This is a genomic window from Salmonella sp. 741265055_HSA (assembly GCF_046569525.1).
Classification (GTDB): Bacteria; Pseudomonadota; Gammaproteobacteria; order Enterobacterales; family Enterobacteriaceae; genus Salmonella; species Salmonella enterica.
This window is the reverse complement of sequence record NZ_JBKFSQ010000007.1, coordinates 61,190-84,926: the sequence shown is the minus strand read 5'-3', so window position 1 is coordinate 84,926 and position 23,737 is coordinate 61,190. Positions and strand designations below refer to the sequence as shown.

At 53.5% G+C, this 23,737-nt stretch carries 24 protein-coding genes and 1 pseudogene; 9 read left to right on the top strand and 16 right to left on the bottom strand.

The genetic code is table 11. The annotated features are described in order from the left end of the window. Positions 1–6: 6 nt before the first annotated feature. The 3 genes from ACLD4K_RS06045 to tamA are packed head-to-tail and all read right to left on the bottom strand — an operon-like array spanning position 7 to position 5,863. A complete protein-coding gene (locus ACLD4K_RS06045) occupies positions 7–351 on the bottom strand; it encodes a gamma-glutamylcyclotransferase (RefSeq protein WP_001219167.1) in 345 nt (114 codons plus the stop codon). A gap of 2 nt (positions 352–353) precedes the next feature. Further along, on the bottom strand, positions 354–4,133 hold the full coding sequence (gene tamB / locus ACLD4K_RS06040; RefSeq protein ID WP_411011535.1) for an autotransporter assembly complex protein TamB: 3,780 nt from the start codon (positions 4,131–4,133) through the stop codon (positions 354–356). Next, entirely contained in the window at positions 4,130–5,863 is a 1,734-nt protein-coding gene (tamA, locus tag ACLD4K_RS06035) for an autotransporter assembly complex protein TamA (RefSeq protein ID WP_411011534.1), read from the bottom strand. Before tamA ends, tamB begins: the two co-directional genes overlap by 4 nt. 212 nt (positions 5,864–6,075) lie before the next feature. Here tamA and msrA point away from each other — a divergent pair, with 212 nt between their 5' ends. Together msrA and ACLD4K_RS06025 are read left to right on the top strand one after the other, a co-directional pair. Continuing rightward, positions 6,076–6,714, top strand: a complete 639-nt coding sequence (gene msrA / locus ACLD4K_RS06030) for a peptide-methionine (S)-S-oxide reductase MsrA (protein ID WP_076727949.1) — start codon at positions 6,076–6,078, stop codon at positions 6,712–6,714. Positions 6,715–6,896: 182 nt separating this feature from the next. Beyond that, positions 6,897–8,240 (top strand): hemolysin family protein, encoded by a 1,344-nt coding sequence (locus ACLD4K_RS06025; RefSeq protein ID WP_000934974.1) that lies wholly within the window; start codon positions 6,897–6,899, stop codon positions 8,238–8,240. Positions 8,241–8,324: 84 nt separating this feature from the next. On the opposite strand, the gene ACLD4K_RS06020 is transcribed toward ACLD4K_RS06025, so the two are convergent. Continuing rightward, the gene (locus ACLD4K_RS06020; RefSeq protein ID WP_000689229.1) at positions 8,325–8,531 is read right to left on the bottom strand and encodes a DUF1107 domain-containing protein; all 207 of its coding nucleotides are present in this window, start codon (positions 8,529–8,531) and stop codon (positions 8,325–8,327) included. 326 nt (positions 8,532–8,857) lie between these two features. Here ACLD4K_RS06020 and ACLD4K_RS06015 point away from each other — a divergent pair, with 326 nt between their 5' ends. Next, positions 8,858–9,415: a YtfJ family protein gene (locus tag ACLD4K_RS06015; RefSeq protein ID WP_058110528.1), complete on the top strand. Its 558-nt coding sequence runs from the start codon at positions 8,858–8,860 to the stop codon at positions 9,413–9,415. Here the strand turns inward: ACLD4K_RS06015 and cysQ are convergent. Continuing rightward, on the bottom strand, positions 9,405–10,145 hold the full coding sequence (gene cysQ / locus ACLD4K_RS06010) for a 3'(2'),5'-bisphosphate nucleotidase CysQ (RefSeq protein ID WP_000893398.1): 741 nt from the start codon (positions 10,143–10,145) through the stop codon (positions 9,405–9,407). The two genes, ACLD4K_RS06015 and cysQ, sit on opposite strands and share 11 nt — an antisense overlap. A gap of 267 nt (positions 10,146–10,412) precedes the next feature. Here cysQ and ACLD4K_RS06005 point away from each other — a divergent pair, with 267 nt between their 5' ends. Next, positions 10,413–12,356, top strand: coding sequence for a bifunctional 2',3'-cyclic-nucleotide 2'-phosphodiesterase/3'-nucleotidase (locus tag ACLD4K_RS06005; RefSeq protein ID WP_411011533.1), 1,944 nt, complete (start codon positions 10,413–10,415; stop codon positions 12,354–12,356). A 57-nt stretch (positions 12,357–12,413) separates the two neighbouring features. On the opposite strand, the gene ACLD4K_RS06000 is transcribed toward ACLD4K_RS06005, so the two are convergent. Next, entirely contained in the window at positions 12,414–12,800 is a 387-nt protein-coding gene (locus tag ACLD4K_RS06000; RefSeq protein ID WP_001201296.1) for a winged helix-turn-helix transcriptional regulator, read from the bottom strand. Between the two features lie 87 nt (positions 12,801–12,887). On the opposite strand from ACLD4K_RS06000, the gene ACLD4K_RS05995 reads away from it, so the two are divergent. The 3 genes from ACLD4K_RS05995 (at position 12,888) to ytfE (ending at position 15,547) form a co-directional block, all read left to right on the top strand. After that, complete coding sequence (locus tag ACLD4K_RS05995; protein WP_000560616.1) at positions 12,888–13,736, top strand: SDR family oxidoreductase; 849 nt, start codon at positions 12,888–12,890, stop codon at positions 13,734–13,736. A gap of 80 nt (positions 13,737–13,816) precedes the next feature. After that, positions 13,817–14,782, top strand: a complete 966-nt coding sequence (locus ACLD4K_RS05990) for a DMT family transporter (RefSeq protein WP_000623290.1) — start codon at positions 13,817–13,819, stop codon at positions 14,780–14,782. Positions 14,783–14,884: 102 nt separating this feature from the next. Then, positions 14,885–15,547: an iron-sulfur cluster repair protein YtfE gene (gene ytfE, locus ACLD4K_RS05985; RefSeq protein WP_000331471.1), complete on the top strand. Its 663-nt coding sequence runs from the start codon at positions 14,885–14,887 to the stop codon at positions 15,545–15,547. Positions 15,548–15,658: 111 nt separating this feature from the next. On the opposite strand, the gene cycA is transcribed toward ytfE, so the two are convergent. Then, the gene (cycA, locus tag ACLD4K_RS05980; protein ID WP_000228322.1) at positions 15,659–17,068 is read right to left on the bottom strand and encodes a D-serine/D-alanine/glycine transporter; all 1,410 of its coding nucleotides are present in this window, start codon (positions 17,066–17,068) and stop codon (positions 15,659–15,661) included. Positions 17,069–17,363: 295 nt separating this feature from the next. After that, on the bottom strand, positions 17,364–17,984 hold the full coding sequence (fklB, locus tag ACLD4K_RS05975) for an FKBP-type peptidyl-prolyl cis-trans isomerase (protein ID WP_000235161.1): 621 nt from the start codon (positions 17,982–17,984) through the stop codon (positions 17,364–17,366). A 219-nt stretch (positions 17,985–18,203) separates the two neighbouring features. Here fklB and ACLD4K_RS05970 point away from each other — a divergent pair, with 219 nt between their 5' ends. After that, entirely contained in the window at positions 18,204–18,839 is a 636-nt protein-coding gene (locus ACLD4K_RS05970; RefSeq protein WP_183059436.1) for an OapA family protein, read from the top strand. Positions 18,840–18,888: 49 nt separating this feature from the next. Here the strand turns inward: ACLD4K_RS05970 and ACLD4K_RS05965 are convergent. The 5 genes and pseudogenes from ACLD4K_RS05965 to rpsF form a co-directional block, all read right to left on the bottom strand. Continuing rightward, positions 18,889–19,278 (bottom strand): annotated as a pseudogene (locus ACLD4K_RS05965) (EamA family transporter); the annotation flags it as partial. A 228-nt stretch (positions 19,279–19,506) separates the two neighbouring features. Continuing rightward, positions 19,507–19,956, bottom strand: coding sequence for a 50S ribosomal protein L9 (gene rplI, locus ACLD4K_RS05960; protein ID WP_001196065.1), 450 nt, complete (start codon positions 19,954–19,956; stop codon positions 19,507–19,509). A gap of 41 nt (positions 19,957–19,997) precedes the next feature. Then, positions 19,998–20,225 carry a 30S ribosomal protein S18 gene (gene rpsR, locus ACLD4K_RS05955; RefSeq protein ID WP_000135199.1) on the bottom strand — a complete coding sequence of 76 codons (228 nt, stop codon included), beginning with the start codon at positions 20,223–20,225 and terminating at the stop codon, positions 19,998–20,000. A gap of 4 nt (positions 20,226–20,229) precedes the next feature. Next, a complete protein-coding gene (gene priB / locus ACLD4K_RS05950; RefSeq protein ID WP_001519453.1) occupies positions 20,230–20,544 on the bottom strand; it encodes a primosomal replication protein N in 315 nt (104 codons plus the stop codon). A gap of 6 nt (positions 20,545–20,550) precedes the next feature. Further along, on the bottom strand, positions 20,551–20,946 hold the full coding sequence (gene rpsF / locus ACLD4K_RS05945; protein ID WP_001216673.1) for a 30S ribosomal protein S6: 396 nt from the start codon (positions 20,944–20,946) through the stop codon (positions 20,551–20,553). A 194-nt stretch (positions 20,947–21,140) separates the two neighbouring features. On the opposite strand from rpsF, the gene ACLD4K_RS05940 reads away from it, so the two are divergent. Then, entirely contained in the window at positions 21,141–21,395 is a 255-nt protein-coding gene (locus ACLD4K_RS05940; RefSeq protein ID WP_183059474.1) for a DUF1471 domain-containing protein, read from the top strand. A gap of 128 nt (positions 21,396–21,523) precedes the next feature. Here ACLD4K_RS05940 and ACLD4K_RS05935 read toward each other — a convergent pair whose 3' ends face one another. Genes ACLD4K_RS05935 through ulaD form a run of 3 tightly spaced genes read right to left on the bottom strand, consistent with a single transcriptional unit; the run spans position 21,524 to position 23,724 of the window. Next, positions 21,524–22,210, bottom strand: a complete 687-nt coding sequence (locus ACLD4K_RS05935) for an L-ribulose-5-phosphate 4-epimerase (RefSeq protein WP_183059435.1) — start codon at positions 22,208–22,210, stop codon at positions 21,524–21,526. Next, the gene (gene ulaE / locus ACLD4K_RS05930; RefSeq protein WP_000949530.1) at positions 22,210–23,064 is read right to left on the bottom strand and encodes an L-ribulose-5-phosphate 3-epimerase UlaE; all 855 of its coding nucleotides are present in this window, start codon (positions 23,062–23,064) and stop codon (positions 22,210–22,212) included. The genes ACLD4K_RS05935 and ulaE overlap by 1 nt, the downstream gene beginning before the upstream one ends. Before the next feature lie 9 nt (positions 23,065–23,073). Beyond that, on the bottom strand, positions 23,074–23,724 hold the full coding sequence (ulaD, locus tag ACLD4K_RS05925; protein ID WP_000056761.1) for a 3-keto-L-gulonate-6-phosphate decarboxylase UlaD: 651 nt from the start codon (positions 23,722–23,724) through the stop codon (positions 23,074–23,076). Positions 23,725–23,737: the final 13 nt, after the last annotated feature.

Sequence of the window (23,737 nt, the reverse complement as noted above, 5' to 3'; positions counted from 1 at the left end):
TTCAGTTCAGGGCTGGTTTCTGTCTAACCAGTCACCGCTTTCAATCAGAGTTAACCCATCAACAGGACGTTGATATACATACATCCATGCGCTGCCGTAAGGCGTCTGGATTAACTGGCGTGCGTATTCACCGCCCCTGGTGCGCAAAGCATCAAGTTCGGCCAGCGTGGCGTTATCAATTCGATAAACTTCACCGTATACCGCTCCGTTTCCCGGAACTGCGCCTGGATAGTGGCCCAGACTATACAACTGGTAGTTATCGATACGGTAATCGCCAAGCAATTGGGCATTGGTCATCCAGTGACTGTTGCCTTGTTTCTGTCGTAAACTGCCATAGACAAATATTCGCATTGCTAAAACTCAAACTGATAGAGCAAATCAAGTGCCTGATCTACGCCAGACACTGCTTCCAGATATAGCTTAGGCATCAGGCGATAACGTAACGTGAGCGTCGCCAGAGAGTCAAATATCCCTACACCATACTTCACCTGTAGACCCGGCAGTACATAGCCGCTGACCACAACCTGGGACGAATCGCCCACCCCTTGCGTGTCCAGCGCCAGATTACTTACGCCGAATGTCTCTCCGATTTTACCCACAACCTGACCACTTTGCGCAACCCCCAGGCCAATAAGCATGGAGGTCATTGCTGCGCTATCACTCTGATTGCTGTCCAACCCCTGCCCACGCAGCAGATAAGAAAGCGCTTCAGCCTGCGGCATCGCCGGATCGGAGAAGATTTCCGCTTTGGGTTCATCAGCAGTGCCTGTGACACGCACGCCCGCAATGACATCGTCTTCGGTGGCGTCAGGGTTACGGATCGCTTCGATATTGAGCAGCGGCTGATCCGGCGGGCCGGAGAACAGCAGCTCGCCTTTACGGACAAGCAGGTCCTGGCCGTAGGCGTGGAATCGGCCGTCAGGAATATTGATTTGACCATTCAGCCCCAGTCCCTGCTTATCCTGCGCGACTTTCAAATCGCCGGTCAAACGCGCTTTAAGCCCGAAGGCGTCGATGCGCACGTTGTTGCCGACGTGGACCGTCAGATTACTGTTGATGGGAATAGACGCTGTCTGCGGCGTTTCTGGTTGCAGGTCATTATTGAGCATAACCACATCACTGGAGACGCCGACCGCGCTCTCCGGCAGGTCGTGCACCACAATTCGCGCCCACGGAACGTCCACACGCCCATCCAACGTGAACAGCGAAGGCGTCGCGTCAAAGACCACATCCGGCGAGACATCCAGGCGCACCATCGGCGGAACGGTAATCCGCACCCGGCTGCCTTTCGCCGTCACCCGCGCGCGCCAGTTGTCAATCTGACTCCAGTCGGCGTTGCCGTTCAGGTTAATTTGCCCTTGTTGTGTTCGCACGATACCGGCGAGCGTCGAACGCGTACCGCTAAAGTTCATGGTGAGCTGGCTCGGCTGCATCTCAAACGGCATAAAATTACCGTCAATATCCAGCGCGCTAAGCTGCAACTGACCAAATAACTGCGGGCTTTGCACATCGCCGCCCAGACGTAGCCTGGCGTTTAACATTCCCGCCGCTTTTTCGCCGCGCGAAAAGACAGGGTTGACCATCGCCAGATTGACATTGCGCATGTTGACGTTACCGCCGAGATTGCGCCGCCCCTGAGGATCGGTTACCTGCACCTGGCCATCGAATTGACCATTGTTCGTCAGGCGAATCAGCCATCCCAGCTCGGCGCGATTATTGTGCAGATCGGCGCTGAGGTTCAGCGTCTCAAACGCGACCGGTAACGGCGCGTCATTGACGGTCTGCGTGACCTTCACATTACGACCGGAAAGCGTGACCTTCCCCTGCGGCAATCCCTCCTGGGTGGTGTCCCACGACACGTCCGCTTTCCCGCTAAAGATCCCGCTGGCCTGAGTGGTATCAGGCATAAATGGCTTCAGCATCGCCAGATCAAAGCGGTTGAGATTGACCACCGCCCGTCCTGCGGCGCCCGCATCAATGGTTTGCGGGATGCACAGCTCGGCGTTCGGGTTCAGCCAACAATGCGGCCCGATACTGATTTTCTGTTCTTTATTACGGTAGTCCAGCGCAATCGCGCGGGTCAACGACCATGGCCCCACTGGCGTCTGGAAACGGGTGTCGCTTAACGTCCCTTTCCAGCGCGCCGCCTCGCGATCAAAACTGCCTGTCAGGGAGAGTTGACCGGATACCGGTTCTCCCTGAACACGGAGCTGTAGCTGATGCTGCTTCTCGCTGCCTTTGGCGTCAAGCGTCACCAGATTGATGTTAACGTCGGGTTGCGAAATCCGCTCTACGCGAACGTTGAGATGGCCCGCTATCTGATCGGTGGATTTAATATCGCCCTCAATGCGCGCCTGGGCGACAGACAGCTCCTGCCAGCGCAGACCGCGGGCGGTGATATCCGCCAACAACTGCGGCGCTTCTACCGTACCACGGACTTTAACGATTCCTTTTGCCATGCCGCCCAGCCCTGGCAGCGCATTATCCAGCCCTGGCGCATCGATGGCGGCGTCAAGATTCAGCGCCTTAACGCCAAGCTCGCCTTTTATATCGGCGCTGTTTGGGCCCAGCACAAGGTGCAGCCCCGGGATCGTCCACTGCATGTAGCTGTTGCCCTTTAGCGTCCCGTTGACGTTAACGCTATTCTGCTTCACATTACCGGTCAGCTTGAGCTCCGGAACATCCATCTGCCAGGTGCCGCCGTAGAGGCTGCCTTTGGTTTTCATGACGCCGTTAAGCTTCGCGGGCCAGTCCGGGATCTCTTTAGCGGTATTGATGCCATTCAGCGTCAGTTCGCCACGCCAGCTAATCGCCTGCTGCCAGTCCACCAGCGCTTTCAGTTCGGTTTTTCCCTCCAGAGCGGCGACGGTGAGTTTATCGAGATTAATCTGCCGCTCATTCCCTTTGGCATCCAGCGTGATGGTCGCCGGCGGAATATCTTGTCCTTTCACGGCGGTTCGCATCGACAACGTATAGTCGGTCATCTTACCGCTCAGTTTGAGCTTCAGATCGTCAGCCTGAAACTGGGTATCACCCGTCAATGGCCAGGCAATGCGTTGGCTGACGACCTCAAGATTGAGCGGTAAACCGGCCTCCGCCAGCCGCGTCTGGGCGCGAAGCGCGACATCCATCGGCCCGGAAAGGTTCACCCCGACCTCCAGTTGTTCGCGTAACGCGCCGCCGACCTTGAGTTTTATCTTTTCACCCTTTAGCGGATCGATATTCAGCGTACTGTTGAGCGTAATATCAACCGGCCAGTTATTGGCGAGCTGCGCCGTACCGGAGGCTTTCACCGTGCCCTGGTTGGCGTCGATATCCAGAGTATCCAGCTTCATATTACCGTCGATACTGCTGACTTTAAGCAGCATCGTGCGCACTGTCAGATCGGTATCGCCGGTGATGCGTAGCTGCTCGCCGCGAAACGACTCGATATTCAGATTGAGCGGCAGGTGAACATCGGTCATCTCCGGCATTACCGGTTTTGCAAACAGATCTTTTAGCGTTTCGCCAAGCGGCTTTTCATCCGGTTGAGGTTTCTCGATTTTGGGTTCAACCACCTCTTCCTGCGCCACGTCAGCGACCTTCGGCAGCGCGATCAGCAATCCCTGAAGCCGCGTCGGTTTCAGGGTCAGGTTTTTCTCCTGCCATGCCAGCCCGGAGGTAAAATCCAGCACCGAAACGGTAGTGTCATCAATCTTGATATTGATGTTATTCAGCGCCACGCGCGACAGCGTGATGGGCCAGGGCGTGGAGAGGTTCAGCGGTCCGCTTTCTTCCTCTTCTTGCGCCGGTTCGGAAGGCGGCATTTTTTTGCTGTCGATAGCGACATTGATGTCTTTTAGCGCCAGATCATTGACGCACAGGCTACTGCGCCACAGGCAATCAAGCCCGACGGCCAGATGAATTTCGCCCGCATTCACCGCAACGCCCGGCTGCTCATAGCGGATATTTTTTAACGATAAGTCCCGCCAGCCGCCGGTGACCTGCCCAATCTCCAGCCCCGGCACCCAGCGGTTCGCCGCACTGAATACCAGATGCAGCCCCGTCGTCGTCCCGACCAGAAACGCAACGCTCGCCAGTAACACCACAATGAAAATCAACACGCCGAGGCTTATTTTCTTCCATAAACTCATAATTCAGGCCCCAGACCGATATAAAACTGTAAACCGTGTTCGTCTTTGTCGCCGACCGGTACGGCAAAATCGAGTTTGACAGGCCCAACCGGCGACGCCCAGCGCACGCCGACCCCGGTCCCGGTTTTGAAATCGCTACGGCGAATATCACTCACCGCCTCGCCGCTATCGACAAACACTGCCCCCCACCATTTGCCGGTGACGTTATACTGGTACTCCAGCGATCCGGTTGCCAGTTTTGAGGCGCCTTTAAGATTGCCGTCGCTGTCTTTAGGCGAAATAGATTTGTATTTATAGCCGCGAATACTGCGGTCGCCCCCGGCGAAGAAACGTAAATCCGGCGGAACTTTGTCGAAATCACCGGTTTCTATCCAGCCCAAATTGGCGCGCATCACAAAACGGTGGCGATCGTACAAAGTCCGAATCCAGACGTTTTGCGCCTGCAGCACGGAGAAATCCACGTCGGAGCCCCAGGCCGTATTCGAATAGTCTACCGAGTAGCGCTGCGAATCGCCCCAGGTTGGCATCAGCCCCCCTCGCGAGCGGGTTCGGCTGATCATCACGCCCGGGTAGAACAGCATGGTGGTATTGGTGACGTTCCCCTGGGTAAAGTGGTCGAAACTCCAGCGCAGGTTAATTGCCCGCTGCCAACCGCTGGAAAGGTCCCAGTAACGCGACACGGCAAGCGTGGTCGAGTCCTGCTCCGTATCATTCAAATCGGTACGTTTAAAACCGCCCTGGACCAGATAGTATTGCTCCAGCGGGTTTTTCAGCAGCGGCATTTTATAACTAAAATCCAGCACCTGTTCCGGCGCAGAAATACTGGTGCTGGTGGTCAGGCTATGACCGTAGGAGTTCATCCACGGTTTTTTCCACGACGCTTTCACGCGCGGCCCGACGTCGGTGGAGTACCCCACCCCGGTTTCAATCGTGTTTTCGGTTCGCGGCGATACCACGCCTTTTAACGGCAGAATTTTTGTTTTACGCGATTTCTCAAATTCCGGCGCCACCACGACAGAATTAAACCATCCGGTAGCGGAAAGTCGGCGGTTTAGTTCCGCCAAATCTTTCGATTCGTACTCATCGCCCTCTTTAAACGGCAACAGATTTTGTAAATATTCATCACGAATCTGCGAACCTTCGAAGGTGACAGGTCCGAAGCGATAGCGCTCACCGCTATCATAATCAATATCCCAAAACGCCTGATGACGGCCCAGAGCAATTCCCAACTGACTTTTAACGAATTCGCTGTCGAAATAGCCTTTACGTAGCGACACGCTGGTTAACGATTTCTTAAAATTGTCATAGTCTCCCTGGTTCAGCACCGTGCCGATTGCCGGACGCGTTTTCAGTAAGGCCAGATAATCTTTGTCCGTACGCGCGCCGCCGCGTAAAATAACTTCTGTACCGCCAATCAACACCGGCTGGCCGGGCGTAACGTTGGCGATTAATACCTGCCGTCCTTTCGCAGGCGGTGGAAGCAAGTCGAAATTGATAGTGGGTTCGTAATAGCCTAACGCTTTAAGCCCTTCGCGAATCGCATCATCAACTCGGGCGCGAAAGCGCCGATCCGGCGTCACCTCATCGCTCTGAATCGTAGAGAGCTGTGCGCGAACGTTTTTTTCCAGCTCTCCGGATAGCCCTTCGACTTTCAGACGAACATTTGCGGCTACCGCAGAACTGCTCAGGCACAGTAAGCTAACCCAACATAACTGACGGATATGTGGCACATTTTCTCCTGAATATCCCCTATTCCCACCCCTGGAAAAAATCACACTACCGCTCCGCGGCTTAACATAAAATCAACAATTTCGATTGAAAAGCAGACGACTGCCCAAATATTTCTTATGGTTAAATCCAGATACATTAATGTTGTTATTGTGTGCAAAGATGCGTCTCGTTACAACCTTAACGCCAATTAACGCTTTCGGGAGAATAGCTCATGAGTTTATTTGATAAAAAACATCTGGTTACTCAAGCAGATGCGTTACCAGGACGCAACACCCCGATGCCGATCGCCACTCTGCATGCGGTAAATGAACACTCTATGACCAATGTCCCTGCCGGGATGGAGATCGCCTACTTCGCTATGGGCTGTTTCTGGGGAGTAGAACGTTTATTCTGGCAATTGCCCGGCGTATATAGCACCGCAGCAGGGTATGCGGGCGGTTACACGCCTAATCCAACCTACCGGGAAGTCTGCTCCGGGCAGACCGGTCATGCCGAAGCAGTACGGATAGTGTACGATCCTGCCGTTATCCGTTATGAGCAGCTTTTACAGATCTTCTGGGAAAATCACGATCCGGCGCAGGGGATGCAACAGGGTAACGATCACGGTACGCAATACCGTTCGGCGATTTATCCCTTAACGCCGGAACAGAGTGCCGCCGCTCACGCCAGTCGCGAGCGCTTTCAGTCGGCAATGGCCGCCGCCGGAGACCATCGCCCCATTACCACGGAAATCGCCCATGCGACGCCGTTTTACTACGCCGAAGATGAACACCAACAATATCTGCACAAAAATACATACGGTTACTGTGGGATTGGCGGGATCGGCGTTTGCCTGCCGCCTGACGCGTGACGGCGCTGGCGTAAGGGGAACTTGTCGGAGTTGAAAATGAACCCTCTGGCGACTTTACAGTAGCTTACGCTATACTAGCCCTGAACTTATCGGCTCACTGCTACGAGCCGGTTTTCATTAAACGTTACCACACGGATTTATAAACTTCCCTTCCGAGGATCTGGCGTTTCGCCGGATAAGATATGTTAAACAGTATATTCATTATATTCTGCCTGATCGCTGTAAGTGCGTTCTTCTCCATCTCCGAGATCTCGCTTGCCGCATCACGTAAGATTAAACTTAAGTTATTAGCTGATGAAGGCAGTATCAACGCACAACGCGTATTGAAAATGCAGGAAAATCCCGGCATGTTTTTCACCGTTGTGCAAATTGGCCTGAACGCCGTCGCTATTCTTGGCGGTATCGTCGGCGATGCGGCATTTTCGCCCGCCTTTTCCGCCCTTTTCTCGCACTATATGTCGCCAGAACTCTCCGAGCAGCTGAGCTTTATTCTCTCTTTCTCGCTGGTGACGGGGCTGTTTATCCTGTTCGCGGATTTAACCCCGAAACGCATCGGTATGATTGCGCCAGAAGCTGTGGCTTTGCGTATCATCAACCCGATGCGCTTCTGCCTGTTCGTTTTTCGCCCGCTGGTGTGGCTGTTTAACGGCATGGCAAACAACATCTTCCGCCTGTTCAAAATTCCAATGGTGCGGAAAGACGACATTACTTCTGATGATATTTACGCAGTGGTGGAAGCCGGCGCGCTGGCGGGCGTCTTGCGCAAGCAAGAGCACGAACTGATTGAAAATGTGTTTGAACTTGAATCCCGCACCGTACCGTCTTCTATGACGTCGCGCGAAAGTATCATCTGGTTTGATCTGCACGAAGACGAACAAAGCCTGAAGAAAAAGGTCGCCGAACATCCGCACTCAAAATTTTTGGTGTGTAATGAAGATATCGACCACATCATCGGCTATGTAGACTCCAAAGATCTGCTGAATCGCGTGCTGGCGAACCAAAGTATGGCGCTGAATAGCGGCGTGCAAATTCGCAATACCTTGATTGTACCGGATACGCTGACCCTTTCTGAGGCGCTGGAAAGTTTCAAAACGGCGGGCGAAGATTTCGCGGTCATTATGAATGAATACGCGCTGGTCGTCGGTATCATTACGCTGAACGATGTGATGACCACGCTAATGGGTGACCTGGTCGGCCAGGGACTGGAAGAGCAAATTGTGGCACGCGATGAAAATTCCTGGCTGGTTGACGGCGGCACGCCGATTGACGACGTCATGCGCGTGCTGGATATCGATGAGTTTCCGCAATCCGGCAACTATGAAACCATTGGCGGCTTTATGATGTTTATGCTGCGCAAGATCCCAAAACGTACTGATTCGGTGAAGTTTTCCGGCTACAAATTTGAAGTGGTGGATATCGACAACTACCGTATCGATCAGTTGCTGGTGACGCGTCTCGACAATAAAAGCAACGTACCGGCGCCGAAACTGCCCGATGCGCAAGGTAAAGAAGACAGCGCGGCCTGAAATTCGTTTGCCAGAAACATCAACGGCTCCTGATTCAGGAGCCGTTTTTTTTTACTTTTTTAACCTACTGCATAGCACTTTTGGTTACGCCATCTCAGTTTGCAGACGCATAACCTGACGGTTAACTTCAGACATCACAGACAAGTGCTGCTTGTCTCTCACTTTTGGGATAAGAATCTTACCCTTATCGAACTCAAAAGCGCCAACATCCTTGATATATAACCGTCCACGGAACAGGATCTTCACGTACTTCGCCACCTGTAGCGGGTTGTAGCGTTGGAAAATTTTCATTGTTGTCTCCTGCAGAGTATTACGCCCTTGCGGTGCCACAATCGGCCCAACAGTTTTAAGGCGCAAATTTTAATGCCATATGACTATAGACCATATCTACGTCGTTTCCAGTGTGCATAAGTATATTTACCTTTTGATTACAGTTATTCAGAATTATCTAAACATCAGCTCATTTTTCTCAGTATATGCCTTCATTTTTCACAGGAAGTGTGCGCCCGCCCGCAAACTGGCATCCCCTTTGCGGGAAAAAGCATCAATCGCACATATGATTAACTATCGGCCCAAAGTGGTCGGATCACCTGCAAAAAAATAAAGAAGGAATGACCATGACCCTACGTAAAATTCTGGCGATGTCGTGCCTGCTACTCCCCATAATGGCTTGTGCGCATAACCTTGAAGTTAACCAACGGGTGCCGCCGGTAGGCATTGCCGATCGTGGCGAACTGACGTTGAATAAAGATGAGTTTAGTTATAAAAACTGGAATAGCGCGCTGCTGGCGGGAAAAGTGCGCGTCCTGCTGCACATTGCGGGTCGAACGTCAGCGAAGGAAAAAAACGCCACGCTGATTGAAGCGATTAAATCCGCCGGGCTCCCGCATGACAGATACCAGACGACCACAATTGTGAACACCGATGATGCGATCCCAGGCTCCGGTATGTTCGTGCGTAGCAGTATAGAAAGTAATAAAAAGCTCTACCCGTGGTCGCAATTTATTGTCGACAGCAATGGCGTGGCGCGTAACGCCTGGCAATTAAAAGAAGAGGGGTCCGCCGTCATCGTGCTTGACAAAGACGGTCGGGTTCAATGGGTGAAAGATGGCGCGTTAACCCAGCAAGAGGTACAGCAGGTGGTCGACCTGCTGCATAAGCTCCTCAGTAAATAGTCACCCGGAAGCCGGGGTTAAGGAACGATTCACGAGGGGTATAGTCCAGCGTTTTTCCCTGCCAGTCGTGAACGTGCGCTCCGGCTGCAACGGCAATGGCATGACCAGCGGCAGTGTCCCAGACGCTGGTCGGCCCAAATCGGGGGTAAAGCTGCGCCTGGCCTTCCGCCACAAGACAGAATTTCAGCGAAGAACCAATAGAGGTTGTCTGATGTTCGCCAAGCTGTTGGAGATATTCGGTGAGTTCATCATCCGTATGCGAACGGCTAATCACCACCAGCGGCGGGCGGGCATCCCGGACCTGAATCTGCTTACGCACCCCGCACTCCTCTTTCCAGGCCTTACCTTCCGCCGCGTAGTACATCACTTTCAGCACCGGCGCATAGACCACGCCCAACACCGGCTTGCCCTGCTCAATCAGCGCGATATTGACCGTGAATTCGCCATTGCGCTTGATGAACTCTTTGGTACCGTCGAGCGGATCGACCAGCCAGTAACGCTGCCAGTGCTGGCGCACTTCCCAGGCGGGCGGATCTTCTTCTGAAAGCACCGGAATATCCGGCGTGAGCGTGCGTAACCCTTCGAGAATCACGGTATGTGCAGCGATATCCGCCGCAGTGACTGGAGAATCGTCCTGCTTGCGGGCGTACTCCATCGGTTTGGCTCCATCATAAACCTGCATAATGGCATCGCCCGCGTTCCGTGCAAGCTGGCATACTTGTTCTAACATTCTCCACCTCTTTATGACAGGGGCGTTAACTCGTTGTTTTACTTATACCCGATCGTTAAGGGTTCCGCCAACTGTGATACCGTCTGCGGTTTTGATAATACCTTTCATGGCATGATTCACCCTTCTGTGAACACTCGCAAAAAATCGGCCGGATGGGGCGGTTTCGCCGTCTTCTGGCGACGGTCGGAACGATATCGGGTTTCACTGTTTATCATCGCTATTTTTCACTATCCGGCTTTTCTATTGCGTTCTTAAAAGGTGCCTCTGATGATTAAGTTTAGTGCAACGCTTCTGGCTACGCTGATCGCCGCCAGCGTGAATGCGGCCACCGTCGATCTCCGTATCATGGAAACTACTGATTTACATAGCAACATGATGGATTTCGATTATTACAAGGATACCGCAACCGAAAAATTCGGATTGGTACGTACCGCAAGTTTGATTCATGCCGCCCGAAATGAAGTCAAAAACAGCGTGCTGGTGGATAACGGCGACCTGATTCAGGGGAGCCCTCTGGGCGATTATATGGCGGCAAAAGGGCTCAAAGACGGTGATGTTCACCCGGTCTATAAAGCGCTCAACACTCTGGATTACGCGGTTGGAAACCTCGGCAACCATGAGTTTAATTATGGTCTGGACTATCTGCATAACGCGCTGGCTGGCGCGAAATTCCCTTATGTTAACGCCAATATTATCGACGTTAAAACCCAAAAGCCGCGCTTTACGCCTTATCTGATTAAAGAGACGAGCGTTATTGATAAAGACGGCAACCCGCAAACTCTGAAAATCGGCTATATCGGCTTTGTTCCGCCGCAAATCATGATTTGGGATAAAGCGAACCTGAGCGGCAAAGTTACCGTCAATGACATTACGGAAACCGCCCGGAAATATGTGCCCGAAATGCGCGAGAAAGGCGCTGATATCGTGGTAGTCATTGCTCACTCAGGCCTTTCTGCCGATCCGTACCACAGCATGGCGGAAAACTCGGTTTATTACCTCAGCGAAGTTCCTGGCGTCGACGCGATTATGTTTGGCCACGCCCACGCCGTCTTCCCCGGTAAAGATTTTGCCGACATCAAAGGCGCGGATATCGCCAAAGGTACGCTTAACGGCATTCCTGCGGTAATGCCTGGCATGTGGGGCGACCATCTGGGAGTGGTCGATCTGGTGCTCAATAACGACAGCGGCAAATGGCAGGTTACGCAGGCGAAAGCGGAAGCGCGGCCTATTTACGACGCCGCCGCTAAAAAGTCGCTGGCAGCGGAAGACCGTAAGCTGGTCGATATTCTGAAAGCCGATCACGATGCCACCCGCGAGTTTGTCAGCAAGCCCATCGGCAAGTCTGCCGATAACATGTACAGTTATCTTGCTCTGGTGCAGGACGATCCTACCGTACAGGTGGTGAATAACGCGCAAAAAGCGTATGTGGAACACTTTATTCAGGGCGATCCGGATCTGGCGAAACTGCCGGTGCTGTCCGCCGCCGCGCCGTTTAAAGTTGGCGGGCGTAAGAACGATCCTGCCAGTTTTGTCGAAGTGGAAAAAGGCCAGTTGACCTTCCGTAACGCCGCCGATCTTTATCTCTATCCGAATACGCTGGTGGTGGTGAAAGCCAGCGGCAAGGAGGTAAAAGAGTGGCTGGAATGTTCTGCCGGACAATTTAATCAAATTGATATTCACAGCAACAAACCGCAATCGTTGATCAATTGGGATGGCTTTCGCACCTATAATTTCGATGTCATTGACGGCGTGAATTATCAAATCGATGTGTCACAGCCCGCCCGCTATGATGGCGAATGCCAGATGGTGAATCCGCAGGCGGAACGTATTAAAAACCTGACCTTTAACGGTAAGCCTGTCGACCCGAACGCTACGTTCCTGGTCGCCACGAATAACTATCGCGCTTACGGCGGCAAGTTTGCCGGCACGGGCGACAGCCATATCGCCTTTGCGTCTCCGGATGAAAATCGCGCCGTGCTGGCGGCATGGATTGGCGCAGAGTCAAAACGCACGGGCGAAATCCATCCGGCGGCGGATAATAACTGGCGTCTGGCGCCAATCCACAGCGATACGGCGCTGGATATCCGCTTTGAAACATCGCCAGGCGATAAAGCCGCTGCCTTCATTAAAGCGAAAGGGCAGTATCCGATGAAGAAGGTTGCCGTCGATGATATTGGTTTTGCCATTTATCAGGTGAATTTGAGCAAGTAACGTGTGTCCCGTATGGCGCTGCGTTTATTCGGCCTGACTGGCAGGCCGAATAAAGCGCTAGCCGTCATCTGATAAACGCTCCCGCTGCGCCAATACCTGCGGCAAATTCAGTTCTATCCAGTCCGCCAGCGCAGCGACTTTATCACTCACCTGCTCGCCAAGCGGCGTCAGGCTGTACTCCACATGCGGCGGAACAACTGGATATGACACCCGGTTAAGAAATCCGTCCTGTTCAAGCGCCTGTAACGACTGCGCCAGCATCTTTTCACTCACGCCTCCCATCTTGCGGCGCAGGTCGCTAAAACGGTGTGTACCGTCGCGTAACGCGACCAGAATCAGTACGCCCCAGCGACTGGTGACATGCTTTAACACCTCACGGGACGGGCACTGTTCAGCAAAGAGATTGCCTTCACGCAACTGCCGGGAAAGAGTATGAGCGCGCATTGATACTTACCTTTTTGTACGTACTTACTAAAAGTAAGTTTAGGTGGTAGCGTAATAAAACACAAGACCAACACTGAGGAGTTCACCATGATTGCTATCACCGGCGCAACGGGCCAACTGGGCCAACACGTTATTGAAAACCTGCTAAAAACGACGCCCGCCAGTCACCTCGTCGCGATCGTCCGTAACCCGAAAAAAGCCGCCCCGCTCAGTCAGCGCGGGATCGCCGTTCGCCAGGCGGATTACGCTAACGAAGCTGCGCTGACCACCGCCTTACAGGGCGTTGATAAACTGCTGCTCATTTCATCCAGCGAAGTGGGACAACGCACCGCGCAGCACCGCAACGTCATTCAGGCCGCCATTGCCGCGAAGGTGAAATTCATCGCCTATACCAGCCTGCTACATGCGGATAAATCGCCGCTGGCGCTCGCCGATGAACATATTGAAACGGAAAAGATGCTGGCTGAGTCAGGTATTCCTCACACGCTATTACGTAACGGCTGGTATACGGAAAACTACCTCGCGAGCGTCCCTGCCGCGCTGAAGCATGGCGTCTTTATTGGCGCGGCGGGAGAAGGGAAAATCGCCTCCGCAATGCGCGCTGACTATGCCGCCGCCGCCGCGCGCGTCATCCGTGAAGAGGGTCACGCCGGGAATGTCTACGAGCTGGCGGGTGATGACGCCTGGACATTAAGCCAGTTGGCGGATGAACTTACTCATCAGAGCGGAAAAAAAATCGTCTACCAGAACCTGAGCGAAGTCGATTTTGCCGCCGCGCTGAAAGGCGCAGGCCTGCCTGACGGACTGGCGGATATGTTGGCCAATTCTGACGCTGGCGCGGCGAAAGGCGGCCTGTTTGATGACAGCCATACGCTGCGTAAACTCATCGGTCGCCCGACGACGACGCTCACAGAAAGCCTTCGCTCCGTACTGTAAGTGTTAAAATTTAGTTAATTTATGTGGCATCCTCATAGACCTTCTCTGATAATGACAGAACGGTTTATGAGGAGAATCTGATGATTAGCGGCGTGCTATACGCCCTGCTGGCAGGGCTAATGTGGGGATTGATTTTCGTCGGCCCGTTAATCGTGCCGGATTACCCGGCCCTCTTACAGTCAATGGGACGCTATCTGGCGCTGGGGCTGATTGCCCTGCCGATTGCCTGGTTAGGCCGTACACGGTTACGCCAGTTGACGCGCAAAGACTGGTCCACCGCCCTGTCGCTGACTCTGATGGGCAATGTAATCTATTACGCCTGCCTCGCCAGCGCCATTCAGCGAACCGGCGCGCCGGTTTCGACGATGATCATCGGGACATTGCCGGTCGTCATTCCGCTTTTCGCTAACGTTCTCTATAGCCAACGAGACGGCAGATTATCCTGGCGGCGTTTAGCGCCCGCGCTGGCGCTTATCGGTTTTGGCCTGCTGTGCGTCAATATTGCTGAACTTAGTCAGGGATTATCCGATGTTAGCGGCTGGCGCTATGGTTCAGGCATTGTGCTGGCGCTGATTTCCGTAGCGTGCTGGGCATGGTATGCGCTGCGCAACGCCCGCTGGCTGCGGGAAAATCCCGACAAACATCCCATGATGTGGGCAACGGCGCAGGCGCTGGTTACGCTGCCGGTCTCGTTAATCGGCTATGCGGCGGTCTGTCTGTGGCTGAGTATCCAGAAACCGTTGTTTACCCTGCCCTTTGGCCCGCATCCCGCGCTGTTTATCGGTCTGATGATCGCCATCGCAGTGCTGTGTTCCTGGGTGGGCGCGCTGTGCTGGAATATCGCCAGCCAAAAATTGCCAACCGTTATTTTAGGGCCGCTGATTGTTTTTGAGACGTTGGCGGGACTGCTCTATACCTTCATTCTGCGCCAGGAAATCCCGCCATTCCTGACGTTAAGCGGCATTGCGCTCCTGGTGGCGGGCGTGGTCATTGCCGTGAGAGCGAAACCGGAAAAAGCGACCGTCGTTCCGGTCACGGAACGCTAATTTCATACTCGCTTAAATTATACGCACCCCGAAAGAGTTATAGCCTTGCCTTAAAGATGTATTTAAAATACAACTTATATTATTGCAAATGAGGTAACGGCTATGGCTTATCGCGATCAACCTTTAGGCGAACTGGCGCTCTCTATTCCCCGCGCATCGGCGCTGTTTCGCCAGTACGATATGGATTACTGCTGCGGCGGAAAACAGACGCTGGCGCGCGCCGCCGCGCGTCACGACGTCGATATTGACATCATTGAAGCGCAACTGGCGCAGTTGGCTGAACAGCCCATCGAAAAAGACTGGCGCGCCGTTCCGCTGGCAGACATTATTGACCATATCGTTGTGCGCTATCATGACCGACACCGCGAGCAACTGCCGGAGCTTATCCTGCAGGCAACCAAAGTGGAACGCGTCCACGCGGATAAGCCAAACGTCCCACGCGGCCTGACAAAATATCTCACCGCGCTGCATGAAGAGCTTTCCAGCCATATGATGAAAGAAGAACAGATCCTGTTCCCCATGATCAAACAGGGTATGGGTCGCCAGGCAACGGGCCCGATAAGCGTAATGGAAAGCGAGCATGACGAGGCGGGAGAGCTGGTAGACGTCATCAAACACGTCACCCAAAATGTAACGCCGCCGCCAGAAGCGTGTACCACCTGGAAAGCGATGTATAACGGCATTAATGAGATGATTGATGATCTGATGGAGCACATCAGCCTGGAGAATAACGTGCTGTTCCCACGCGCGCTGGCCGGGGAATAATCGCCAGCCGGGCATTTTGCCGGATGGCGGCTGTAAACGGCGCCTTATCCGGCCTCCAAATCAACGCTACGCTGTAAGCCCGGTAAGCGCCAGCGCCACCGGGCAAAACAATTAACGCATTCCCGCCATCCGTTTCTTACCTATCAACAGCCAGCCCAGACCCAACGCGATAAACCACAGCGGCGTCACGATCAGCGCCTGGCGCGTATCGTCTTCCAGCGTCAGTAATACCAGCACGAACGCAAAGAACGCCATACAGACCCAGCACATCAGCTTACCGAGCGGCATCTTATAGATGGATTTTTCATGCAAGTGGGGACGCTTTTTGCGGTACACCAGGTATGAACACAGAATGATGGTCCAGACAAACATAAACAGGATGGCCGAAACCGTAGTGATCATGGTGAATGCGCCAATCACGCTCGGGTTGACCATCAGCATAACCACGCCGCCCAGCAGGCAGATACAGGAGAAGGTCAGGCCTTTCGCCGGTACCGCGCGTTTCGATAGCTTAGCGAACGCTTTTGGCGCCACGCCTTCTTGCGCCAGGCCAAACAGCATACGGCTGGTCGAGAAGACGCCGCTGTTGGCGGAAGACGCCGCCGAGGTCAATACGACAAAGTTGATCACGCTCGCGGCGGCAGGCAGACCCACCAGTACAAACAGCTCAACGAACGGGCTCTTATCCGGCACCACGGAACTCCACGGCGTCACCGACATAATGACAATCAGCGCAAAGACGTAGAACATGATGATACGGATCGGTATTGAGTTAATCGCGCGCGGCAGCGATTTTTCCGGATCTTTAGTTTCTGCAGCGGTAGTACCGACCAGCTCAATGCCCACGAAGGCGAATACCGCAATCTGGAAACCGGCAAAGAACCCGCTAATGCCTTTCGGGAACCAGCCGCCGTCATTCCACAGATGCGCGAAAGACGCTTCAACGCCGGTCGGCGATTTAAAGTGCATCGCAATCATCACCAGCCCGACCACAATCAACGCCACGATGGCGACGATTTTGACCATAGCAAACCAAAATTCCATTTCACCAAACATTTTAACGGTGGCGAGGTTGAGGCTTAGCAGCAGGATCACTACCGCCAGCGAGGCGACCCAATCGGAAAGGCCGGGAAACCAGAACTGCGCGTAGGCGGTAATCGCCACCACGTCCGCCATACCGGTCACTACCCAGCAAAACCAGTACGTCCAGCCGGTGAAATATCCCGCCCAGGGGCCAAGCAGGTCGGAAGCAAAATCGCTAAACGATTTATATTCCAGATTCGAGAGCAGCAATTCCCCCATGGCGCGCATCACGAAAAAAAGCATAAAACCGATGATCATATACACAAAAATGATCGACGGTCCGGCGAGACTGATCGTTTTACCCGATCCCATAAACAGACCGGTACCAATAGCGCCGCCAATAGCGATAAGCTGTATATGACGGTTTGTAAGATTGCGCCGTAGCGACTGTTCAGCCGGAGCCTGTTCGTCGGCTGCGACTTTTACCTGATCTACCATGTTTTTCTTCCTGTACCTGTCTGTGTTGTGCGGGCTCTACGGCCTTTGGTCTATGATACGACGATCCTGTTATCAGGACTCATCGATATTAGGTAAGAATCGGCGGGATGAATACTAAGATTCAAATACAATGTTAATTTTATGTTTAAAATGAGTGTTATATCACTTTGATAATGCGAATTAGCTCACAAAAATACACGTAACGACGCCATTTGCAAAATAAAATATTGGCATCTACTGAAGTCAGGGTTGCCGGATAAGACGTTTACGCCGTCATCCGGCAAACCCGGGGCGCTTACAGAATTTCCAGCAGTTCCACCTCAAACACCAGGGTGCTGAATGGCGGAATAGATGCCCCGGCCCCACGCTCACCATAGGCCAGCTCCTGTGGGATAGTCAGTTCCCATTTGGAACCTACCGGCATCAGAGTCAGCGCTTCAATCCAGCCGGCGATCACGCCATTTACCGGGAATTCAGCCGGTTCGCCGCGCGCGACGGAGCTGTCAAATACGGTGCCATCAATAAGCTTACCGGTGTAATGCACGCGTACGCGGTCGGTACGCGCCGGAATCGCGCCTTCGCCCTGCGTCAGAACGCGGAACTGTAAACCAGATTCAGTACTGTTCACACCGTCTTTTTCGCGGTTTTCTTCCAGGTATTTCACGCCTTCGGCCGCCATTGCTTTGAAACGCTCACGACGCACCGCGTCCGCACGCTCATGAATTTCACGCAGCGCACGATGCACCACATCAACAGGAACCGCCGGGTGTTTACCTTCCAGCGCATCAGCAATGCCTGCAACCAGCGCTTCAGGCAACAGCCCTTCAAGACCGGATTCGCTGAGCTGCTGCCCTACCTGCAAACCAATGCCGTAGCTCGCTTGCGCTTCAATAGTGTCAAAAGTCGGGGTGGCCATTATTTTTCCTTCATCGGATATCAAAAAAGTAGCGGGCAGCATAACAGCCACGCTTCTTCTGGTAAAACTTTGTCTCAGGGAGGATGACAAATCGCAGGGAAAAAGAAACAATAGATTATCCGTATTGATGTCACGAAAGCGGATAGCACTACCAGTATCATAGCGTTAGCCATCTATACTCTATGATTAAGGAACGAGATGCGGAGCAGGAGGTAAACCATGCCCGGGCGCTTTGAATTAAAACCAACCCTGGCGAAAATCTGGCACGCGCCGGATAATTTTCGCATCATGGAACCGCTGCCGCCTATGCATCGTCGTGGCATTATCATTGCCGCTATCGTGCTGGTGATCGGTTTCCTGCTGCCCGCCAGCGAGACCAGCGACTCGCCTGTCGTCACGCGAGAAGCGCAATTGGATCTGCAATCGCAATCACAGCCGCCGACGGAGGCCCAGCTTCAGGCGCAGCTGGTCGCGCCGCAAAACGATCCGGATCAGGTGGCGCCCGTTGCGCCGGAACCTATCCAGGAAGGCCAGCCGGAAGAACAAAGCCAACCGCAAACGCAGCCTTTCCAGCAGGATAGCGGCATCGGTCAACAGTGGCGCTCGTACCGGGTAGAGCCTGGTAAAACTCTGGCGCAACTGTTCCGTGACCACGGACTGCCCCCGACAGACGTTTATGCAATGGCGCAGGTAGAAGGCGCTGGCAATCCGCTGAGTAATCTCAAAAATGGTCAAATGATTAAAATTCGCCAGAATGACAGCGGGGTGGTGACAGGTTTAACGATAGATGGCGATAACGGTCAACAGGTGCTGTTTACGCGTCAGCCTGACGGCAGTTTTATTCGCGCACAGTAACGCCGGCTGCGCCTTATCCCGCCTATACCCTATTCGTTCAGGTGAAGCATTACCGCTTCACCTGATTTACCCACCAGATCCCCGAACACACCAGCGCCAGCGCATATTTCCACTCCAGAATATTCTCGCCGAGAAAAATAGCCGAAAGAGCCGCGCCGAAAACCGGGATCAGAAAGTTAAACGGCGCAATCATCCCCACGCGGTTATATTTGAGTAAAATGCTCCATAGCGCAAAAGCGACCGACGAGAGCAGCGTCAGGTAGACTAAAATCGCTACCGACGAGAAGCCATGTATCGTCAGCGTACCGCCAAAAACGTAACCGCCAATGACCAGTACCAGACCGCCAATCCCCAATTGATAGCCAGTCATGACCATCGGATCGACCGTCTGCGAGAGACGTTTGCCATACAACGTGGCCGCAGAAAGAATAAGCGCCGCCCCATAGCAGGCAACAAAATGCGGCACACACATAAACGACGTTTTTGCGGGCAAACGGGGAGGCCTGGCGTTGGGTATCCATTCTTTCACCAAGAAATTAAAATAATGTTTTATTTTTGATTATCGCGAAAAGAGGGGAGATAGCCAGTCGAAAAGCGATGGGGTTAAAAAAGCAAAACGCCGGCGCTGGGCCGACGTTTCGTTGCTAGCAAAAACGAGAATGACTGATTACTCAGCAACCACGTTGATGATAACTTTTGCGAATACTTCGCTGTGAACCTGGAAGTTCACTTCGTGTTCGCCAGTGGTACGCAGAACGCCGTTCGGCAGACGAACTTCGCTCTTAGCCACGTCAACGCCAGCTGCAGTCACAGCGTCAGCGATGTCGCGAGTACCGATGGAACCGAACAGTTTACCTTCGTCGCCTGCTTTAGACGCGATAGTAACGGTTTCCAGGGCGTTGATTTTCTCTGCGCGTGCATTTGCAGCAGCCAGAACGTCAGCCAGTTTAGCTTCCAGTTCAGCGCGACGTGCTTCGAAGTATTCAACGTTTTTCTTGGTAGCCGGAACAGCTTTACCCTGTGGTACCAGGAAGTTACGAGCATAGCCCGCTTTAACGTTAACCTGATCACCCAGGCTACCCAGGTTTGCTACTTTATCAAGCAGAATAACTTGCATTACCTTATCCTCTCAAAGTCGTATTAATGGACCGTGACCGATTACTGATGGCGATCAGTGTACGGCAGCAGAGACAGGTAGCGAGCGCGTTTGATAGCGCGAGCCAGCTGACGCTGGTATTTTGCACGGGTACCGGTGATACGGCTTGGGACAATCTTACCGCTTTCGGTGATGTAGTTTTTCAGCGTAGCGATATCTTTATAGTCGATCTCTTGAACGCCTTCCGCGGTGAAACGGCAGAACTTGCGACGACGGAAATAACGTGCCATATGGCTAGTCTCCAGAATCTATCAATTCAATCTGCTCGGCATGCAGAACCATTTTGCTCAGACCGTTCTTTGCCTTGTGGCAAGAAATAAACCCCTGAACGGTTATGCGGCTGCCGACCGTTATACTGTGAGTAATGGCCTGGTTTTCGTGTCCGCTAACAATAACGGGCATTTGGCACCACGCCTGCCGGTGAAAGCCGGCTTCCTCTTGCACAGAACGATGCTCAAGCACGAACTGGCAATGCGGAATTCCTGATGGACTGACCTTTCGAAGGGGGGCCCTGCACACGGTGCCGGACAACGCCAGACGGTTGGTCATCAGAAATTACTCTTCAGAATCCCCAGCTTCAGCATCATCTGCGGTTTCGTTAGCGAAATCATCGCGACGCTCACGGCGCTCGTCTTTCGCTTTAACCATCGGAGAGGCTTCGGTAACAGCGTGCTTAGTACGCATAACCATGCTGCGGATAACGGCATCGTTGAAGCGGAAGGTAGTTTCCAGCTCATCGATCACTTCCTGCGGCGCTTCAACGTTCATCAGAACGTAGTGCGCTTTGTGCAGTTTGTTGATCGGGTAAGCCAGCTGACGGCGGCCCCAGTCTTCCAGACGGTGGATCTTGCCTTCTGCGCCAGTGATGGCGGCAGAGTAACGCTCGATCATGCCCGGAACCTGTTCGCTCTGGTCAGGATGGACCATAAAAACGATTTCGTAATGACGCATCGAATTGCTCCTTACGGATTATTCAGCCTCCTGTCTGGGTCAGCCGCGGCCCATGGAGGCAAGGAACGTGTTAAAGGTCGGCTGAAAAATGACGCGTTATAGTACTGACATACCCCACTAAACTCAAGGCCAGCCGACAAATAAATCTCATCTTTCACCAAATCGTACTAACACGCTGATTTGAAGTTCATCACATTCCATTGCGGTGTTTTTTTGAACAACTGCAATGGGCAGCCATTGAAATTAATAATCACCAGGCCAGAAATATGGATGATGTGCAAAGCTTAGGCGTGATTTATATCAATCATAACTTCGCCACTGAGAGTGAAGCACGTCAGGCATTAAATGAAGAGACAGATGCGCAGGGCGCAACGTACTACCACGTGATTCTGATGCGGGAACCGGGAAGTAACGGCAACATGCACGCCAGCGCAGATATTTATCGCTAGCACCAGGTATAACCAACGAAACATTGCCAAAGTTTGCTTTGCCCCCTTCTCAGGGGGCTTTTTTTGAAAAACGGCTGCGGAATTAGACCAGTTATCTCCCGAAGAAGGAAATTTCCGCAGCGCGTGTTTTACTTTTGCCCGTAATAGGCGTTTGGACCATGCTTACGCATGAAGTGCTTGTTCATCAGATAACCGTCGATGGGATTCAGCGCCGGGTTAATGCCGCGCGCAATCCACGCCATTCGCGCCACTTCCTCCATGACGACCGCGTTATGTACTGCATCGTGCGCATCTTTCCCCCAGGCGAACGGCCCGTGTTGATACACGACAATGCCTGGCGTATGCAGCGGTTCCACCTCGCCCAGCGTTTCGATGATCACTTTACCGGTGTTCAGCTCGTACTCGCCCTGCACTTCTTCTTCGCTTAACGCCCTGGTACAGGGAATATCGCCAAAGAAATAGTCCGCGTGCGTGGTACCGAGCGCTGGAATAGCCATCCCCGCCTGCGCCCATGCCGTGGCGTGGGTGGAGTGGGTATGCACAATGCCACCAAGAGATGGATAACGACGATACAGCGCCAGATGAGTGGCGGTATCGGATGATGGACGGTACTGCCCTTCCACTACGTTACCGTCAAGATCCACGACAACCATGTCGCTCGCTTTCATGGTTTCATAGGCGACACCGCTTGGCTTAATCACCACCAGCCCGCGTTCGCGATCGATAGCGCTGACATTGCCCCAGGTAAACGTCACCAGTCCATAACGGGGCAAATCCATGTTAGCGTCAAATACCTGCTGCTTAAGATTTTGCATTAGGCTGCCTCCACCAGACCGGCGCTGGCCATGCGCGCTTTCACCCAGTCACGCGCTTTCGCTACCTCTGCCGCCGGGTTCTCTGCTGTTTCACTCCACATCTCAATCAGATAGGGCCCGCAATAGCCACTCTGTTTGAGCGTTTCGAAGCAGCGTTCGAAATCGACAACGCCTTCGCCAAACGGCACATTTTTGAACACGCCGGGTTTAGTATCTTTGACGTGTACCGCGACGATATGCCCGATTCCCGCCTGTAGCTCCATCTGTACGTCGTTATCCCAGGCAGACAGATTGCCGATATCCGGATAGAGCTGGAACCACGGGTTATTGAGGTAGTGAGCATAGCCCAGCGCTTTACTGATGGAATTCATCAATGGGTAGTCCATGATTTCCATCGCCAGCGTCACCTGGGCGCGGCTGGCCATATCAACGCTCTCTTTTAACCCATCGCGAAAGCGGCAACGCGTTTCGTCGTTGGCCTGCTGATAGTAAACATCGTACCCCGCCAGTTGAATGACGCGAATCCCGACGTCCTGCGCAAACTGAATCGCTTTACGCATAATCTCCAGCCCCTGCGCCCGTACCGCGTCATCTTCGCTACCGAGTGGAAAACGACGATGCGCGCTCAGACACATGGACGGCACGCGCACGCCGGTTTCAGCAACCGCGCTCACCAGCGCCAGGCGCTGCTCGCGACTCCAGTCGAGCCGCGCCAGTCGGGCGTCGGTCTCGTCCACCGACATTTCAACGAAGTCAAAACCCAGCGTTTTCGCCAGCCGCAGGCGCTCCAGCCAGCACTCCCCGGCAGGGAGCGCTTTTTCATAGATGCCGAGCGGAATTTGTTTCGACAGCATAGCCGCTCCTTAGCCCCACAGTTGGGCAATGGAGCGTTTGAACTGCCGTGCGGCTTCTACCGGCGATTCGGCATCGCGAATGCTGCGCCCCGCGATAAAGACATGGATCGGAATGCCTTTGAACAGCGGCAGGTCTTCCAGCGCCAGCCCGCCGGTCACAGTCACTTTAAAGCCCATATCGGAGAGCCGTTTGATCGCGGTAATATCCGCTTCACCCCACGCCACGCCTGCGGCCTGCGCGTCACGGCTGCGGTGATAAACCACTTGCTGAATGCCCGCATCACGCCACTGCTGCGCCTGTTCCCAGGTCCAGTAACCGGTCAGCTCGATCTGCACATCGCCGTTGAACTCTTTTGCCACATCCAGCGCACCTTTCGCAGTGTTGATATCCGCACAGCAAATCACGGTCACCCAGTCCGCGTTGGCTTCGAAACACATACGGGAGAGGATTTTACCGGCATCGGCAATTTTGGCGTCCGCCAGCACGATTTTGTGCGGATAGAGTGCTTTCAGGTCGCGAACGGCACGCACGCCTTCGCCCACGCACAGAATGGTGCCCACTTCAATAATATCCACCTCTTCGGCAATCAGGCGGGTGGTTTCATAGGCGCTATCCATAGTCTGGTTGTCCAGCGCGACCTGCAACATTGGTAATGACATTTTCAATTCCTTC